This window comes from Rhizobiaceae bacterium, assembly GCA_023953845.1.
Classification (GTDB): Bacteria; Pseudomonadota; Alphaproteobacteria; order Rhizobiales; family Rhizobiaceae; genus Arvimicrobium.
In genome coordinates this window covers 1,520,788-1,536,149 of the sequence record JAMLJC010000001.1, presented here as the reverse complement: position 1 = coordinate 1,536,149, position 15,362 = coordinate 1,520,788, and the positions used below count along the sequence as shown (strand labels likewise).

Annotated in this window: 16 protein-coding genes; 11 read left to right on the top strand and 5 right to left on the bottom strand. The window is 65.4% G+C overall.

The window, feature by feature from the left end:
* Nucleotides 1-44: 44 nt before the first annotated feature.
* From M9955_07665 to M9955_07615, 11 genes are all read left to right on the top strand, one after another.
* Complete coding sequence (locus tag M9955_07665; protein MCO5081523.1) at nucleotides 45-1,031, top strand: ABC transporter permease; 987 nt, start codon at nucleotides 45-47, stop codon at nucleotides 1,029-1,031.
* A 2-nt stretch (nucleotides 1,032-1,033) separates the two neighbouring features.
* The gene (locus M9955_07660) at nucleotides 1,034-2,086 is read left to right on the top strand and encodes an ABC transporter permease (GenBank protein MCO5081522.1); all 1,053 of its coding nucleotides are present in this window, start codon (nucleotides 1,034-1,036) and stop codon (nucleotides 2,084-2,086) included.
* A 126-nt stretch (nucleotides 2,087-2,212) separates the two neighbouring features.
* Complete coding sequence (locus M9955_07655) at nucleotides 2,213-2,950, top strand: glycosyltransferase family 2 protein (GenBank protein ID MCO5081521.1); 738 nt, start codon at nucleotides 2,213-2,215, stop codon at nucleotides 2,948-2,950.
* Between the two features lie 11 nt (nucleotides 2,951-2,961).
* Nucleotides 2,962-3,228 carry a lipid-A-disaccharide synthase N-terminal domain-containing protein gene (locus M9955_07650; protein ID MCO5081520.1) on the top strand — a complete coding sequence of 89 codons (267 nt, stop codon included), beginning with the start codon at nucleotides 2,962-2,964 and terminating at the stop codon, nucleotides 3,226-3,228.
* Between the two features lie 342 nt (nucleotides 3,229-3,570).
* Complete coding sequence (locus tag M9955_07645; GenBank protein MCO5081519.1) at nucleotides 3,571-4,113, top strand: dual specificity protein phosphatase family protein; 543 nt, start codon at nucleotides 3,571-3,573, stop codon at nucleotides 4,111-4,113.
* A 405-nt stretch (nucleotides 4,114-4,518) separates the two neighbouring features.
* On the top strand, nucleotides 4,519-5,823 hold the full coding sequence (locus M9955_07640; GenBank protein ID MCO5081518.1) for a peptidase: 1,305 nt from the start codon (nucleotides 4,519-4,521) through the stop codon (nucleotides 5,821-5,823).
* A 59-nt stretch (nucleotides 5,824-5,882) separates the two neighbouring features.
* Nucleotides 5,883-6,194: a (2Fe-2S)-binding protein gene (locus tag M9955_07635; protein ID MCO5081517.1), complete on the top strand. Its 312-nt coding sequence runs from the start codon at nucleotides 5,883-5,885 to the stop codon at nucleotides 6,192-6,194.
* Entirely contained in the window at nucleotides 6,160-6,645 is a 486-nt protein-coding gene (bfr, locus tag M9955_07630; protein MCO5081516.1) for a bacterioferritin, read from the top strand. Before M9955_07635 ends, bfr begins: the two co-directional genes overlap by 35 nt.
* Nucleotides 6,646-6,738: 93 nt before the next feature.
* Nucleotides 6,739-8,259 (top strand): c-type cytochrome, encoded by a 1,521-nt coding sequence (locus tag M9955_07625; GenBank protein MCO5081515.1) that lies wholly within the window; start codon nucleotides 6,739-6,741, stop codon nucleotides 8,257-8,259.
* Nucleotides 8,259-9,356, top strand: coding sequence for a peptidase M75, Imelysin (locus tag M9955_07620; GenBank protein ID MCO5081514.1), 1,098 nt, complete (start codon nucleotides 8,259-8,261; stop codon nucleotides 9,354-9,356). Before M9955_07625 ends, M9955_07620 begins: the two co-directional genes overlap by 1 nt.
* 3 nt (nucleotides 9,357-9,359) lie before the next feature.
* On the top strand, nucleotides 9,360-10,460 hold the full coding sequence (locus M9955_07615) for a DUF1513 domain-containing protein (GenBank protein ID MCO5081513.1): 1,101 nt from the start codon (nucleotides 9,360-9,362) through the stop codon (nucleotides 10,458-10,460).
* 11 nt (nucleotides 10,461-10,471) lie between these two features.
* Here M9955_07615 and M9955_07610 read toward each other — a convergent pair whose 3' ends face one another.
* The 5 genes from M9955_07610 to iolD all read right to left on the bottom strand — a co-directional run bounded on the left by M9955_07610 (nucleotide 10,472) and on the right by iolD (nucleotide 15,331).
* Nucleotides 10,472-11,605, bottom strand: a complete 1,134-nt coding sequence (locus tag M9955_07610) for an alpha-D-ribose 1-methylphosphonate 5-triphosphate diphosphatase (GenBank protein MCO5081512.1) — start codon at nucleotides 11,603-11,605, stop codon at nucleotides 10,472-10,474.
* A 4-nt stretch (nucleotides 11,606-11,609) separates the two neighbouring features.
* On the bottom strand, nucleotides 11,610-12,317 hold the full coding sequence (locus M9955_07605; GenBank protein ID MCO5081511.1) for a DUF1045 domain-containing protein: 708 nt from the start codon (nucleotides 12,315-12,317) through the stop codon (nucleotides 11,610-11,612).
* A 124-nt stretch (nucleotides 12,318-12,441) separates the two neighbouring features.
* Nucleotides 12,442-13,239: a 5-deoxy-glucuronate isomerase gene (iolB, locus tag M9955_07600; protein ID MCO5081510.1), complete on the bottom strand. Its 798-nt coding sequence runs from the start codon at nucleotides 13,237-13,239 to the stop codon at nucleotides 12,442-12,444.
* 3 nt (nucleotides 13,240-13,242) lie between these two features.
* The gene (locus tag M9955_07595) at nucleotides 13,243-13,455 is read right to left on the bottom strand and encodes a DUF3329 domain-containing protein (GenBank protein MCO5081509.1); all 213 of its coding nucleotides are present in this window, start codon (nucleotides 13,453-13,455) and stop codon (nucleotides 13,243-13,245) included.
* 25 nt (nucleotides 13,456-13,480) lie between these two features.
* Nucleotides 13,481-15,331, bottom strand: a complete 1,851-nt coding sequence (gene iolD / locus M9955_07590) for a 3D-(3,5/4)-trihydroxycyclohexane-1,2-dione acylhydrolase (decyclizing) (protein MCO5081508.1) — start codon at nucleotides 15,329-15,331, stop codon at nucleotides 13,481-13,483.
* Between the last annotated feature and the right edge of the window lie 31 nt (nucleotides 15,332-15,362).

The window sequence follows — 15,362 nt, the reverse complement described above, 5'->3', positions numbered from 1 at the left end:
ACATGCTCTGCCGAAGCATTGGCGCAATGTCGGGACCTTGCCGCATGACCAAAGTCCTCAACTACCGCGAATTCGCGCTGGCTCTTGCGCTGATCCTCGGCATGCTGGCCATCGGCTTGTACCAGCCGGTCTTCCTCGCCTGGGAGAACATCAGCGACATGCTGACGGAGACGTCGGTGCTGTTCATGATGGCGCTGGCGCAGATGGTCGTCATCCTGACGCGCGGCATCGACCTCTCCGTCGCGGCGAATCTCGCGCTTTCAGGCATGCTGGCGGCGCTGGTCAGCCAGTATTATCCCGACACGCCGCTGGTGCTGATGATCCTGGCCGGCATCCTCTCCGGCCTCGTGCTCGGCATGATAAACGGCGCCTTCATCGCCTTCCTCAACATCCCGCCGATCGTCATGACGCTCGGCACGCTCGCCGTCTTCCGCGGCATGATCATCATCATCGCCGGCGGCGATCAGGTGAACGCCTCCGAGATGGGCGTCGTCTTCCAGGCGTTTCCGAAACAGGTCGTGCTCGGCCTGACGACGCCGGTGTGGATCGCCATCGTCGTGTCGATCCTGTTCTACGTCTTCCTCAACTACAGCCGCGCCGGACGCGGACTCTACGCAGTCGGCGGCAATCCGGTGGCTGCGCGTTATTGCGGCATTGACCAGCGCCGGCAGGAACTGCTCGCCTATTCGATCACCGGCGCGGTGTCAGGCCTGTGCGGCTATCTCTGGGTGGCGCGCTACGGCGTCGCCTATTCGGAGATCGCCAACGGCTACGAACTCACCGTCATCGCCGCCTGCGTCATCGGCGGCGTGTCGATCGGCGGCGGCGTCGGCTCGGTCGCCGGGACGCTGCTCGGCGCGCTGTTCCTCGGCATCGTCATGACGGCGCTGCCGGTCCTGCAGATCTCGCCCTTCTGGCAGATGGCGATTTCCGGCGCGGTCATCCTCGCAGCCGTCATAATCAATGCGCGCGCGGAGCGGAGGCCGGACAAGCTGATCCTGCCGGAAGCCCGCCGGCTGCGGAGGGTGTGACCATGGACGCGCCAGCCGCACAACCGGCCGCCGACCGCTACACCGTGCTCGACGCGCCGCCGCGCCGCCTGCGCGATCTGGCCATGCGCTGGGAGGTGATCCTCGTCATCCTGCTGGCGCTGACCATCGTGGTCAACACGCTGGTCTCCCCCTACTTCCTCGACGTATTCAACCTCGCGGACGCCACCTTCAACTTCTCCGAAAAGGCGATCATCGCGCTGGCCATGGCGCTGCTCATTCTCGTCCGCGAGATTGACCTTTCCGTCGCGGCCATCGTCGCGCTGGCGGCGATGGGCATCGGCTATGCGGCGGAGGCGGGCTACGGGCCGGGCGCGCTGTTCGCGGTCGGTCTCGGCATCGGGCTTTTGTGCGGCGCCTTCAACGGCCTGCTGGTGACGTGGCTGAGCCTGCCGTCGATCGTGGTGACGATCGGCACCATGTCCCTGTTCCGCGGCCTGACGCAGGTCATCCTCGGCGACCAGGCGAAGACCAAATATCCGCCGGAGTTCCTCGAACTCGGCCAGAGCTACTTCATCAAGATGAAGGAAACCGGCATTTCCTGGCTGTTCGTGCCGCCCGTGCCGCTTTCCTTCCTCATCTTCATCGTGCTTGCCGTGCTGTTCGGGCTGGTTCTGCACAGGACGGCGGTCGGCCGCCAGCTCTTCGCCATCGGCTCGAACCCGACGGCGGCGCGGTTTTCCGGCATTCCGGTCAACCGGCTGCGTTTCGTGCTCTTCCTGGTCTCCGGCCTGCTTTCCGGACTGGCGGCGGCGCTGCTGACGGCCCGGCTCGGCTCCATGCGTTCCAATATCGGTATCGGCTGGGAGCTCGACATCGTCACCATGGTCATCCTCGGCGGCGTGTCGATCGCCGGCGGCGTCGGCTCCATCCCCGGCGTGTTCCTCGCCGTGCTGGTGCTCGGCCTCGTCACCTTCGGCATGTCGCTGAACAACATTCCGGGGCAGGTGGTCAGCGTCTATATCGGCGCATTGCTGATTGCGGTCATCGCCATTCCGAGGGTCATCGACAAGCTCGGTTTGCGCCGTCCGGCATAGCGGACCGCCGACGCCGGGCGCTGAGGTGACGCGCGGCAGGTTGCAAGTCGCACGGCTGGCGAATAGAAAGCGCCGGCGATCTCAGCAAGCGGGCTGCCGGTGCGGCCAGGTCGGATTTGGCGTCCCATGATCTCAGTCGTCGTTCCCGTTCTCAACGAGGCAGAAAACATCCGGGCCCTCCTCGGCGAGATCGTCGCCGCTTCCGAGCGGACGCCGATCCGCGAGATCGTCTATGTCGACGACGGCAGCACGGACGAGACGCTGAGGCTGCTCAGGGAAGAAATGCTCTGCGTGCCGATGCTGCGCGTCGTACATCACGACCGGCCCATGGGCCAATCGGCCGCCTTCCTGTCGGGCGGCCGGGCGGCGAGCCAGGAACTGCTCGCCTTCATCGACGGCGACCTGCAGAACGACCCCGCCGACATCGCCCTGCTTTACGAGCGCTACTGGACCGAAGCCGCGCAGCGGCCGAAGATCGCGGTGCTCGGCCAGCGGGCGAAGCGCAACGACAACACGCTGCGCCGCATCTCCTCGCGGCTGGCGAACCGCCTGCGCGCGGCGGTGCTCAATGACGGCACCCGCGACACGGGTTGCAGCCTGAAGCTGATCCGGCGGGAGGATTTTCTGGGCCTGCCCTATTTCGACCATATGCACCGGTTCCTTCCGGCGCTGCTGCTTCGCAACGGCGTGAAGCTCGCGCATGTGCAGGTCTCGCACCGGGCACGGGTGCACGGGACATCGAAATACGGCTTCTGGAACCGTGCCCTTGTCGGCGCAACCGACCTGATGGGCGCTGCGTGGCTGGCCCGGCGGCGGCTGCCGGAAGATTACGGACCGACGGAAGTCAAGGCGAACACCCAATGACGGAAAACACGATGGCAACGATCTGGCTCGGCATCGGCTTTCTGGGCCAGGCCATGTTCTTCATGCGCTTCTTCGTGCAGTGGATCGCTTCGGAACGCAGCAAGCGCAGCGTCATTCCGAACGCCTTCTGGTACTTCAGCCTCGCCGGCGGGATCATCCTGCTGAGCTACGCCATCTACCGGCGCGATCCCGTCTTCATCCTCGGGCAGTTCACGGGCCTGTTCATCTACATCCGCAACCTGATGCTGCTGCGCAATTCCAGCAAGGCGACCGGCTGACGGCTACCCGCCTCCAGCCTGTCTTGTTGCTGTCACACGGCATGCCTATATAGCGGCAAGCAGCGGATGCGGACGACGGATGTCCCTTCAGATTGTCGGTGAGGTCCCCGTGAAGCTCCTGTTGCATTGGTCCTGTCGGATCGTATCGCAGACCGTGGATGAATCGGCGCGATGCTTGATCGCGGGAAACAAGGGAAGCGGGCACCGGCCCGCTTTTTTGTTGTCCGGACCTCGACGCATCCGCCGCCGGTCGAAAATCGGCCGCAATCGGGGCGCTCCGCAACCGCGCCTCAGGATATTTCCCCGATGAAACCGATTTTCTGGCGAATGCTCCGGCGCGTGATGCTCATTGCCGTGGCGCTGCCTCTGGTCGCTCTCGCCTTCCAGGCCGTGCTGAGGCACACCGGAAACTTCCACGAAGTCATCGCCGGGGAGCTTTACCGCTCTGCGCAGCCATCCGCCGAAATGCTGAGGCGGGAGGCGGCACGGTTCGGCATCCGGACGGTGGTGAATCTGCGCGGCGCGCATCCCGGCAAGGCCTGGTACGAGGAAGAAAGACACACGGCCGAGGAACTGGGCATCACATTCATCGACTTCCCCATGTCCGCGAACCGGGAATTGCCGGTCGAGCGCGCCCGCGAACTCATCACGCGGCTGCGCGATGTGCCGAAGCCGATACTCATCCATTGCTATACCGGCGCCGACAGGACCGGGCTGGCTTCCGTCATCTATGTCAACCGCATAGCGGGAGTCGACGAGGAGACGGCCGAGCGCCAGCTCTCCATGTATTTCGGGCATTTCGGCATTCCGATCCTGTCCTCCACCTTCGCCATGGACGAAAGCTGGGAGAAGCTGGAGATCGTCTTCGGCATCCCGGACTCCTGAGTCGCCGCTGCGACAAACGCGCACATTTTCCGCCGGATGGCCTTCGCGACCTTGTAAAAACATGAGGATAGCAGTTTAGAATAATTCCAACCTATTGATTTCAAGCGCTTTTCCTCGATGTTCCCGATTGACTTCGGACGAAACGCGGCTTTTATGGCCATGACGCGCCACCTGCGCGCCCTTTGACGTCGGGGCCTTGAACCCTTTCGCTTGGAGGAAAAGGATGTCTGGTCGAAACCGCCGGGGTCGCGGCGTATCCGCTTTGCAGCTTGAGGCCGTCTCCGGGCAGAGCGTTTGCGGCAGCATTGATTGCCGTTCGCCGCGCCACGCCTCCTTCCCCTTGCGTTCCGACGGCACCGGCATCGCGGCATCCATCTTCGCAGAATATTTCCACGGGAGAACCGAATGACACGGCATTACACGATTTCGAGGGCGCAGGCCCGTTTTGCCGCCGTCGCCGCGGCGGGATTGCTGACGGTCGCCGTCTTCGTGCTGCCCGCAAAGGCCGCGACCGATCCGAAAGCGGTCGTCAAGACCTACGCCGATATCGCGCTGGCCGGCTATCAGGATGCGCTGACGACCGCGCAGGCGCTCGACAAGGCGGTCGGCGCCCTGATCGCCGCGCCGTCGCAGGCAACCCTCGACGCCGCGCGCGAGGCATGGAAAGCCGCACGCATCCCATACCAGCAGACGGAAGCCTACCGCTTCGGCAATGCCATCGTCGACGACTGGGAAGGCCGCGTGAATGCCTGGCCGCTCGATGAAGGCCTGATCGACTACGTCGACAAGAGCTATGGCACCGAATCCGACGAGAACACGCTCTATACGGCCAATGTGATCGCCAACAAGGAGATCGAGATCGGCGGCCAGAAGGTCGACGCATCCGCGATAACGCCCGATTTTCTGCAGAACACGCTGCAGGAGGCCGGCGACATCGAGGCCAATGTGGCGACGGGCTACCACTCCATCGAATTCCTGCTCTGGGGACAGGATCTCAACGGCACCAAGGCCGGCTCGGGCAACCGTCCCTACACCGACTACGACAAGGCGAACTGCACCGGCGGCAATTGCGACCGGCGCGCGGAATTCCTCCAGGCCGCAAGCACCCTTCTGGTCTCCGACCTCCAGGAGATGGTCGACAACTGGAAGGAAGGCGGCGCGGCGCGGGTGGAATTGGAGAAGGCCGATCCGAATGCGGCGATCACGACCATCTTCACCGGCCTCGGCTCCCTCTCCTACGGAGAGCTGGCCGGCGAACGCATGAAGCTCGGCCTGCTGCTCCACGATCCGGAGGAGGAGCATGACTGCTTCTTCGACAACACCCATATCTCGCATCTCTACGACGCGGTCGGCATCCGCAACGTCTATAGCGGCAGCTACAAGCGCATCGACGGCTCCGTCGTCGACGGTCCGTCGGTGAGTGATCTTGTCAAGGAGGCGGATGCCGCCGTCGATACCGAGCTTTCCGGCAAGCTCGACGCCACCGTCGCCAGGATGGAAGCCATCCAGGCCAAGGCCGTCGGCGGCGAAGCCTACGACCAGCAGATCGGCGAGGGCAATACGGAAGGCAACGCGACCGTGCAGGCCGCGATCGATGCGCTCGTCGACCAGACGAAATCGATCGAGCGGGCGGTCGCCGCGCTCAAGCTCGACGCGATCGAGTTCGAGGGTTCCGACAGCCTCGACGCGCCGGACAAGGTCTTCCAGTAAGCGTCAGCGCCTAGCCATGCGGCGCCGATGGCGCCGCGCAGCCAGTTCCAGAGTCCGAAATGCTCATCTGCCACTGCAACATCATAACGGAAAAGGAGATCGAACAGACGATCATATCCCTGCTCGAGCAGGACGCCTGGCAGCTCATCGTCCCTGCCAAGGTCTACCACACGCTGAAAAAGCGGGGCCGCTGTTGCGGCTGCTTCCCAAATGTGGTCGAAACGATCATCCGGGTAACCGAGAATTACCACGCCCGCTCGGAGGCGAGCGGCGCGGATATCGTTTCACACCTAGATCGCGTGCGAGAGCTGCGGTCTCAATTCGGGAGCAGGACCCATGAAGGGCGAAAAGCAGGTCATCGAGCGGCTTAACGAGGCGCTGTTCCTAGAACTCGGCGCGGTGAACCAGTACTGGGTGCACTACCGGCTGCTTGAGGACTGGGGGTATACCAAGCTCGCCAAGAAGGAGCGGGCGGAATCGATCGAGGAGATGAACCACGCGGACAAGCTGGTGGCGCGCATCATCTTCCTCGAAGGCCACCCGAACCTGCAATCGGTGGCGCCGCTCAGGATCGGACAGAACGTCAAGGAGGTGCTGGAATCGGACCTCGCCGGCGAATATGACGCCCGCACCTCCTACAAGCGCTCCCGCGAGATCTGCAACGAGCTCGGCGACTATGTGACGATGAAACTGTTCGAGGAACTGCTCGCCGACGAGGAAGGCCATATCGACTTCCTCGAGAGCCAGCTCGATCTGCTCGCCTCGATCGGCGAGGAAAAGTACGGCCTGCTGAACGCGGATTCGGCCAACGAAGCGGAATAGGACCATGCAGACATGCGGCACGACCTGAAAGACACGCCGTGCCGCGTGTCCGGAAAGGGAGCGTCCGCCCGGCGCTTCGCCCCGGAGCGCGTGATGAAATCCGCGCTCGCCCTCGTCCTGCTGCTCGCCGCCACCGGCATAGCCGCGATGGCAGGTTCGGACGGCAGCCTGCCGGGTGTTCGCGACGATCTGTCGCCGGAAGATCTCGCCCGTGTCGCAGCCGTCACCCGCCCGACCGCCGACTTCTCCAGGCCGGAAGAGTTCGAGAAGATGCAGGGCGGCGGCGGCACCTCGCGCAAGCGGGTCAATCAGGACGCGTTCTCGCAATCCTCGGCCAACATCACCTTCGAGGAGGAAGGCACCTTCAAGCTCGGCAACGGGCTGTTCCGCAAGATGTGGGTGTCGTCGCCGTCGTCGACGCAGGCGTCGGACGGCCTCGGGCCGCTGTTCAACGCGCGGGCCTGTCAGAGCTGCCATCTCAAGGACGGTCGTGGACATCCGCCCGAAGGCGCCGCCGATGCGACCTCCATGCTGCTCCGGCTGGCGCGCGACGCCGAGACGGATGACGAGAGGGCGACGCTCGCGCGGCATGCTGCGCTGAACTTCTCCGACCCAGTCTACGGCGGACAGCTGCAGGATCTGGCCGTACCGGGACTGCAGTCGGAAGGCAGCATCCGCATCGACTACGAGGAAATTCCGGTCACGCTCGGCGACGGCACGCAGCTCTCGCTCCGCAAGCCACGCTATGCCATCGACAATCTGGCGCATGGTCCGCTGCGGGAAGGCATCACCCTGTCGCCGCGCATCGCGCCGCCGATGATCGGGCTCGGACTCGTGGAGCAGATCCATCCCGCCGATATTCTGGCGCTCGCCGATCCGGACGACCGTGACGAAGACGGCATATCCGGCAGGGCGCAGATCGTCCGCGCGCCGCAAGGCGACGGGCTGATGCTCGGCCGTTTCGGCTGGAAGGCGCAGGCTCCGACCATCCGCCAGCAATCGGCCGACGCCTTCGCCAATGATATGGGCATCTCCTCGCCGGACGTTCCGCATCCCTGGGGCGACTGCACGGAAGCCCAGAAGGACTGCCTCGCCATGCCAACCGGCGTGCAGCCGCGCCTCGGCGACACGGAAGCGCCCGATCCGGTGATGGAGCTGGTGACCTTCTATTCGCAGAACCTCGCCGTGCCGGCCCGGCGCGATTTCAGCAAGCCGGAGGTGCTGCGCGGCAAGCAGGTGTTCTACGAGACCGGCTGCACCGGCTGCCATACGCCGAAATTCGTCACCCGCCGCGATGCGCCCAACAAGGCACAGAGTTTTCAGCTCATCTGGCCTTACTCGGATTTCCTGCTGCACGACATGGGTGAAGGTCTGGCGGACGGCCAGCGCGTCGGCGAAGCGTCGGGAACCGAATGGCGTACGCCGCCGCTATGGGGCATCGGATTGACCAAGCGCGTCAACGGCCACACCTTCTTCCTGCATGACGGCCGCGCCCGCAACCTGACGGAGGCGATCCTGTGGCACGACGGCGAGGCTTCGATTGCGCGCGAGACCTTTGCAGCCCTGCCGAAGGCCGACCGCGACGCGCTGGTCGCCTTTCTGGAGTCGCTCTGATGGATCTTTCCGGAAGGCTTGCTGCGTATTTTCGCTGTTCTCGCGCACCGGCATTCGCATTCCTGCTTCTTCTGTCTTCTGCGTCCGCCCATGCGGAAAATGCCACTATCGTCCATGCCATCGACGGTTTCGTGCGGCCGGCCTATGCCGGGTTCCGGCAATCGACCGAGGCCCTGGCGACAGATGTGGACGCCCTGTGCGCAAGCCCCGGCGACATCGCGCTCGAAACGGCGCGTGAGGCGTTCACGGCTGCGGTCCGCAGATGGTCCCATGTCGAAAACATTCGATTCGGCCCCGTAACGGAGGAAAACCGGCTCGAGCGCATCGCGTTCTGGCCTGACCGCAAGGGGATCGGCCTCAAGCAGGTGCAGGCGGCGATCGCGGACGAGGATGCCACCGCCGCCGATCCGCAGACGCTTCCCGGCAAGAGCGTCGCCATGCAGGGCCTGGGCGCACTCGAATTCGTGCTGTCTGGCTCCGGCTCGGACAGTCTGACCGGCGCCGCCGGCGCCTATCGCTGCCGCTACGGCCTCGCCATCGCGACCAATCTCGACACGATGGCGACGGCAATCGCGGCGGCATGGGACAGGCCGGACGGCGTCGCGCAGCAATGGGCGAATCCCGGCGCGGCCAATCCGCTCTATCGCACGGACGCGGAGGCGATGACGGAACTCTTCAACGTCTTCGTCCACGGGCTGGAGATGGTGCGCGACGTGCGCATAAACGGGTTTCTCGGCAAGACGCCCGACGGCGACAAGCCGAAATCGGCCATCTTCTGGCGCAGCGGCGCGACGCTGGCCTCCATCAACGGCGACCTCGCCGGTCTCAGCGCGCTGTTCAACGCCTCGAAGCTATCCGCCGAACTGGAGGAGGGCGACTACTGGATCGCGCAGTCGATCCGGTTCGAATTCTCCAACGCCGATTTCGCGCTGCAGGCGGCGGACGGCCCCATTGATCAGGTGCTGGGCGACGGGGCGAAGCGCAAGAAGCTGGATTACGCCCGCATCGTCACGTCGAGCCTCTCCGAACTGTTCGGGGTCAAGCTCGCCGCCGCGCTGGACCTCAGCGCCGGCTTTTCCTCGCTCGACGGCGACTGAGCCATGCGCACGCCGCTGATCGATCGCCGCGATTTCCTGAAGGCCGCCGGAGCCACGTTCCTCGCCTCGCTCGCGCCGGGCGCCCTGGCCGCGACGCTGGCGACGGATGCGGTCTACGCCACGGCGTTCCAGCGCCGCGACGGGGCCTACGGCGCAGCGATCCTTTCAGAAGACGGGCACATATTGCATACGGTCGACCTACCGGACCGCGGCCACGACGTGACCTTCGATCCGGTTTCGCGGCGCTCCGTGGTGTTCGCCCGGCAGCCCGGCACCTTCGCCACGATCTTCGACCATACCGGCCGATCCGCGCCCATGACCATCGGCAGCGTCGAGGGAAGGCATTTCTACGGGCACGGCGTGTTCTCGCCCGACGGAACCCTTCTCTATGCGACGGAGAACGATTTCGACAACGCCGCCGGCGTGATCGGCGTCTATGACGCCACCGACGGCTTCCGGCGCATCGGCGAGTTTCCGACCTTCGGCGTCGGGCCGCATGAACTGCTCCTGCTGGAGGACGGGCATACGCTCGCCATAGCCAATGGCGGCATCGAGACGCATCCCGATTTCGGCCGGGCGAAGCTCAACATTGCGACGATGAAGCCGTCGCTGGTGTTCGTGGACAGCCGCTCGGGCGCCCTGATCGAGAAGCACGAACTGCCGGCGGAGCTGCACCAGCTTTCCATCCGCCACATGGATACGGATCAGCGCGGCGCGGTCTGGTTCGGCTGCCAGCATGAAGGGCCGGCGACGGAGCGGCCGCTGCTCGCGGGCTTCGCCGAGCGCGGACGCGATCTCGCGCTGCTGGACATGCCGGACGACGTGCTCGGCGGCTTCCGCAACTATATCGGCTCCGTCGCGGCGAACCGCGAGGCCGGCCTTCTCGCCATATCGTCGCCGCAGGGCAATTCCTTCGCCGTCATCGATACGGCGAGCCGCAAGGTCGTCAACAGCCGGTCGCTGACGGAGGTGTGCGGCCTCGCGCCCGATCATTCCGGCTTCCGCGCGACGACGGGAACCGGCGAGACGCTGACGCCCGACGGCAGCGAACGCTTCGACCCGGACTATGTCTGGGACAACCACCTCGCGCGCATCCTCGTCTGAGCGGTCGCGGCTCAGGCGACGCGCCGCCCCTCCCGCCACACCGTGCGCACGATCGGCACATGCGCATCGACCCGGACGCGCACGAGGTCGGCGCGCCGGCCGATTTCGATGGCGCCGCGATCGTCGAGGCCCACGGATTCGGCCGGCGTCTTCGACACCATCCTGATGGCCTCGGGCAGCGATACCGCGTCGACCGCTTCGCCGAGGAAAAAGGCCGACTGGATCAGGCTGAAAGGGATGTAGTCGGACGACAATATGTCGAGGACGCCGGCTTCGGCCAGTTCGCGAGCCGAGACGTTGCCGGAATGCGAGCCGCCGCGCACGACGTTGGGCGCGCCCATCAGCACGCTGAGGCCGGCGGCGTTCGAAGCCCGCGCGGCCGTCATCGTCGTCGGGAATTCGGCCACGCGTATTCCCTGCGCCACCGCTTCCTCGACATGCGCCTCGGTCGCGTCGTCGTGGCTGGCGAGCACGATGTTCCGCTCGCGGCAATGATGCGAGATGTAGCGGCGGTTCTCCGGCGAGTTGGCGAGCGACTGGCCGATCCGCCTTTCGCAATAGGCGCGGAACGCCTCCTCCGACATGCGCAACTTGCCCATATAGTAGGCCGCATAGGCATCGAGGCTGGCAAACTGGCGCTGGCCCGGCGCATGGTCCATCAGGGAGACGAGGCGGATGCGGCCGTCATCCTCGAAGAAGGAGAAGCCGCGCCGGCAATCGGGCGCCGAAACCTCGCAGCGCAGATGGATGAAATGACCGGCGCGCAGGCGGTCCGCGCGCATGCAATCCTCGATGGCGTCGGCCAGGCGGCGCATGTCGTCCACGCCGATCTCGGCATCCTCGTCCATGCCGACGCGCAGCGCGTCGAACACCGTGGTTATGCCGGCGGTCGCGACCTGCGCGTCATGAGCGAGCACCGAGGCGACGGGATTCCACCGCACCTTGGGGCGCGGGGCGTAATGGCCCTCGAGATGATCCGTGTGCAGCTCGACCAGTCCGGGAATGAGATAATCGCCCTCGAGGTATTCTCCCTGCGCAGTTCCGCCGGAGATGTCGGCGATCAGGCCGTCGCGGATCAGCACCGACCCTACGATCACTTGGTCCGGCAGAACGATGCGGGCATTGGTCAGGACCACATCGGGCATTGCGTCAGGCTGTCCTTCTCTCCGGCATCCGGGCCAGCGCCTTGTAGCTCAGAACCGTGAAGGGCGCACCCGGTTCCGGCTCGACGAAGAGCGCGATGCCGTCGACCTGCACCGGATCGCCGAGAAGCGGCTGGAACACGCCGTCCAGCGCAGCCTTCACGCGCCCCGCCTCGTCGTTCGCCACACGGCCGGTGAGGGTCATGTGGAAACGAAACGTCTCGAACACATAGGGATATCCCCATTGGACGAGATTGCGCACTTCCTCCGGCTTCAGCGCATCGGGATTGCGCCGCGCGATCTCGGCATCCGAGAGCGGTGCGCGAAAAGGATCGAAAAAGCGCACGACATCGGCCGCGAAGGCGTCAAGCTCCGGCAGACGCGCCGCCGGCACCAGCGCATAGAAGCCGTCGAGATTGCCGATCACCAGCCGGGGAATGGCGAAGCCGCAGGTTCTGGCGGCAAAATCGTCCAGCCCCGCCAGAAGCGACGCTTCGCTCTCGGCCCTGGCGAGGGCGAAAGGCGCCTTGAGCGTCGCGTGGAAACCGTAGCGGCGCGGGGCGGCCGTATGATAGGCGATCTCGGACGGCGTCAGTCCCGTCACCGAAGGAACCGGCGGCGCCACCCAGCCGAAGGCGTCGCGGCCCAGCCATGCCGACGCCGCGATTGTCAACCGGTCGTCCCGCGCCGGTGTGAAATAGAGTGCGTATCGCATCAGGGTTCCTCGCCGAAGGCGACGGCGTACGCGATTCACGTGACAGCTTCGCGACTCGAACCACGTCGCCGATAGCAGAGATGGCCCGCCAAGTCACGAACCGGCGGAACCCCGCCGCCGGCGCTCAGGCCTTCAGCAGCCACTCATGCTCCGGAGCGTTGTGGAACTTCCATGTGCGCTTCGGGCCGGCCATGACATTGAGATAATAAAGATCGTAGCCGTGGCAGGCGGCGCAGGGGTGATAACCCTCCGGCACCAGAACCACGTCGCCATCCTCGATCGCCATCGCCTCGTCCAGCGAGCGGTCATCCGTATAGACGCGCTGGAAGGCGAAACCCTGCGGCGGGTTGAGGCGGTGATAATAGATTTCTTCCAGACAGGATTCCGCCGGCAGATTGTCCCTGTCGTGCTTGTGCGGCGGATAGCTCGACGTGTGACCGCCGGGCGTGATCACCTCGACCACGAGCAGGGAATCGGCCGGTTCGCCCTCCGGCAGGATGTTGGTGACATAGCGCGTGTTGGTGCCCTTGCCGCGCACCTCCTGTCCGAGATCGTCCGGGCCAATGACGCGCACCGGCAGCCCGCCGTTCAGGCCGGGGGCGGAGCAGACGGCAAGCTCCAGATCCGTTTCGGCCGTCACCGACCAGCCCGACCCTTGCGGCACATAGACCGACCACGGCTTGCCCTCGAATGGGGACGTCCTGCCGCCGAGCAGGCCCAGTTCCTGCCCGTTCGCCGAAGCCTTGCCCTTGCCCGTGACGAAGACGAGGCAGACCTCGCGGCCGCCGGTTTCGGCGGAAGCGGTCTCGCCGGGCTTCAGCCGCCAGAGGTCGAAGCCGACATAGGACCAGCCCGCGCTCTCCGGCGTGACATGCGTGACCCGCCCGTAGTCCTTCCCGGATTTCACCAGCAGACGCGACATGACCTACTCCTCGGGCTTTGCGGCCGGTGGCTGCTCGGCAGGCGGCTTGTAGTTGAGCAGGAACTGCCATGCGCCGTAGGCGGCAAAGGCGAGCGCGATGTAGCCCCATGTGGGCGCGTCCATCGAGAACTCGAAGATCGACCAGCCGACGCAGACGGCGACGAGCAGGATGCGGCGCCAGAGCGGCCGGAAGAAGGGATGTTCGTTGTCTCGCATCAGACCTTGTCGCCTCGCTCCACCATCAATTGCCGATCCGTTGCAGCTTCACCGCCTGCTCGTAGGCCTTGCGCGCGGCCTTAACCTGTTTGCGCTGGCTGACCTCGGGCACGGCGACGTCCCACCAGTGACCGCCGGCGTCGGTCGAGATCAGCGGATCGGTGTCGATGACCACGACGGTCGTGCGGTCGTTCTTCCGCGCCCGCCCGAGCGCTGCCTCCAGATCGGCGATGGACTGCGCTTTTTCGGCGATGGCGCCGAGGCTTGCGGCATGCGCGACGAAATCGATCTCAGGCAGCACCGTATGACGGGCGTCCTTCAGAAGATTGTTGAAGTTCTCGCCGCCGGTCGCCATCTGCAGCCGGTTGATGCAGCCGAAGCCGCGATTGTCGAGCAGGACCACGACAAGCTTCAGGCCGAGCATGACGGAAGTGGCGATCTCCGAATTGAGCATCAGGTACGATCCGTCGCCGACCATCACCACCACGTCACGGTCCGGCTTCGCCATCTTCACGCCGAGGCCGCCGGCGATCTCGTAGCCCATGGTCGAAAAACCGTATTCGCCGTGGTAGGAGCCGGGCTCGCCGGCCTGCCACAATTTGTGCAACTCGCCCGGCAGGCCGCCCGACGCGTTGATCAGCGTCACGCCGGAGCCCAGCGCCCGCTGCACCGCGCCGATCACCTGCGCATCCGAAGGCAAGGCGGCATTGGTGGCGGCCGTAACCTTGCCGGCGGCCTTTTTCCACTCGGTCTTGCCTCTGATCGCGTTTCTGGTCCACGCAGCGGGCGCCTTCCAGCCGGCCAGCGCCTTCTCCAGCTCCTTCAATCCCTCGCGGGCGTCGGCGACCAGCGGCAAGGCGCGATGCTTGCCGGCGTCGAATGGCTGCACATTGAGGCCGATGACGCTCTTGCCGTCATTCTTGAACAGCGCCCACGAGCCGGTGGTGAAATCCTGCAGCCGCGTGCCGATCGCCAGCACCACATCGGCTTCTTCCGCCAGACGGTTGGAGGCGGAGGTGCCGGTGACGCCCACCGCGCCCATGTTCAGCGCGGCATCGTCGGGCAGCGACGATTTCCCGCCCTGCGTTTCGCAGACGGGAACGCCGGTCGCCTCGACGAATCTTTGCAGCGCCGGCGAGGCCTCCGAGAACAGCACCCCGCCGCCAGCGATGATCAGCGGCTTTTTGGCTTGTCTCAGCGCATCGGCGGCGAGCTTCAGCTCGCGCAAATCCGGGCGCGGGCGGCGCGGCATCCAGATGCGTTCCTCGAAGAAGTTTTCGGGATAGTCGTAGGCCTCGGCCTGCACGTCCTGGCAGAGCGACAGCGTCACCGGCCCGCAATCGGCAGGATCGGTCAGCACCTGCATGGCGCGCTGCAGCGCCGGCACGATCTGCTCCGGCCGCGTGATCCGGTCGAAATAGCGCGAGACTGGACGGAAGCAGTCGTTCGCCGACACCGTGCCGTCGCCAAAACTTTCCACCTGCTGCAGCACCGGATCGGGGATGCGGTTGGCGAAGACGTCGCCGGGAAGGAGCAGGACGGGCAGCCGGTTGACATGGGCAAGTGCGGCCGCCGTCACCATGTTCACCGCGCCGGGGCCGATGGAGGTCGTGGCGGCCATCATGCGGCGACGGAAATTGGCCTTGGCGAAGCCGATGGCCGAATGCGCCATCGCCTGCTCGTTATGGGCGCGGAAGGTCGGCAGTTCGCCGCGCACCTGCCAGAGCGCCTCGCCGATGCCGGCGACGTTGCCATGGCCGAAGATCGCCCAGACGCCGCCGAAGAGCGGCACCTTCTCGCCGTCGATCTCGGTGAATTGCCGCGTCAGATAGCGCGTCAGCGCCTGCGCCATGGTCAGGCGAATCGTCTTGGCCATGTTTCCTCCTCCCGCATGCTCCCACATGCTC

Coding starts and splice junctions, on each gene's coding strand:
- M9955_07665 (MCO5081523.1), top strand. CDS start 45: ATGACCAAAGTCCTCAACTACCGCGAATTCGCGCTGGCTCTTGCGCTG.
- M9955_07660 (MCO5081522.1), top strand. CDS start 1,034: ATGGACGCGCCAGCCGCACAACCGGCCGCCGACCGCTACACCGTGCTC.
- M9955_07655 (MCO5081521.1), top strand. CDS start 2,213: ATGATCTCAGTCGTCGTTCCCGTTCTCAACGAGGCAGAAAACATCCGG.
- M9955_07650 (MCO5081520.1), top strand. CDS start 2,962: ATGGCAACGATCTGGCTCGGCATCGGCTTTCTGGGCCAGGCCATGTTC.
- M9955_07645 (MCO5081519.1), top strand. CDS start 3,571: ATGCTCATTGCCGTGGCGCTGCCTCTGGTCGCTCTCGCCTTCCAGGCC.
- M9955_07640 (MCO5081518.1), top strand. CDS start 4,519: ATGACACGGCATTACACGATTTCGAGGGCGCAGGCCCGTTTTGCCGCC.
- M9955_07635 (MCO5081517.1), top strand. CDS start 5,883: ATGCTCATCTGCCACTGCAACATCATAACGGAAAAGGAGATCGAACAG.
- bfr (MCO5081516.1), top strand. CDS start 6,160: ATGAAGGGCGAAAAGCAGGTCATCGAGCGGCTTAACGAGGCGCTGTTC.
- M9955_07625 (MCO5081515.1), top strand. CDS start 6,739: ATGAAATCCGCGCTCGCCCTCGTCCTGCTGCTCGCCGCCACCGGCATA.
- M9955_07620 (MCO5081514.1), top strand. CDS start 8,259: ATGGATCTTTCCGGAAGGCTTGCTGCGTATTTTCGCTGTTCTCGCGCA.
- M9955_07615 (MCO5081513.1), top strand. CDS start 9,360: ATGCGCACGCCGCTGATCGATCGCCGCGATTTCCTGAAGGCCGCCGGA.
- M9955_07610 (MCO5081512.1), bottom strand. CDS start 11,605: ATGCCCGATGTGGTCCTGACCAATGCCCGCATCGTTCTGCCGGACCAA.
- M9955_07605 (MCO5081511.1), bottom strand. CDS start 12,317: ATGCGATACGCACTCTATTTCACACCGGCGCGGGACGACCGGTTGACA.
- iolB (MCO5081510.1), bottom strand. CDS start 13,239: ATGTCGCGTCTGCTGGTGAAATCCGGGAAGGACTACGGGCGGGTCACG.
- M9955_07595 (MCO5081509.1), bottom strand. CDS start 13,455: ATGCGAGACAACGAACATCCCTTCTTCCGGCCGCTCTGGCGCCGCATC.
- iolD (MCO5081508.1), bottom strand. CDS start 15,331: ATGGCCAAGACGATTCGCCTGACCATGGCGCAGGCGCTGACGCGCTAT.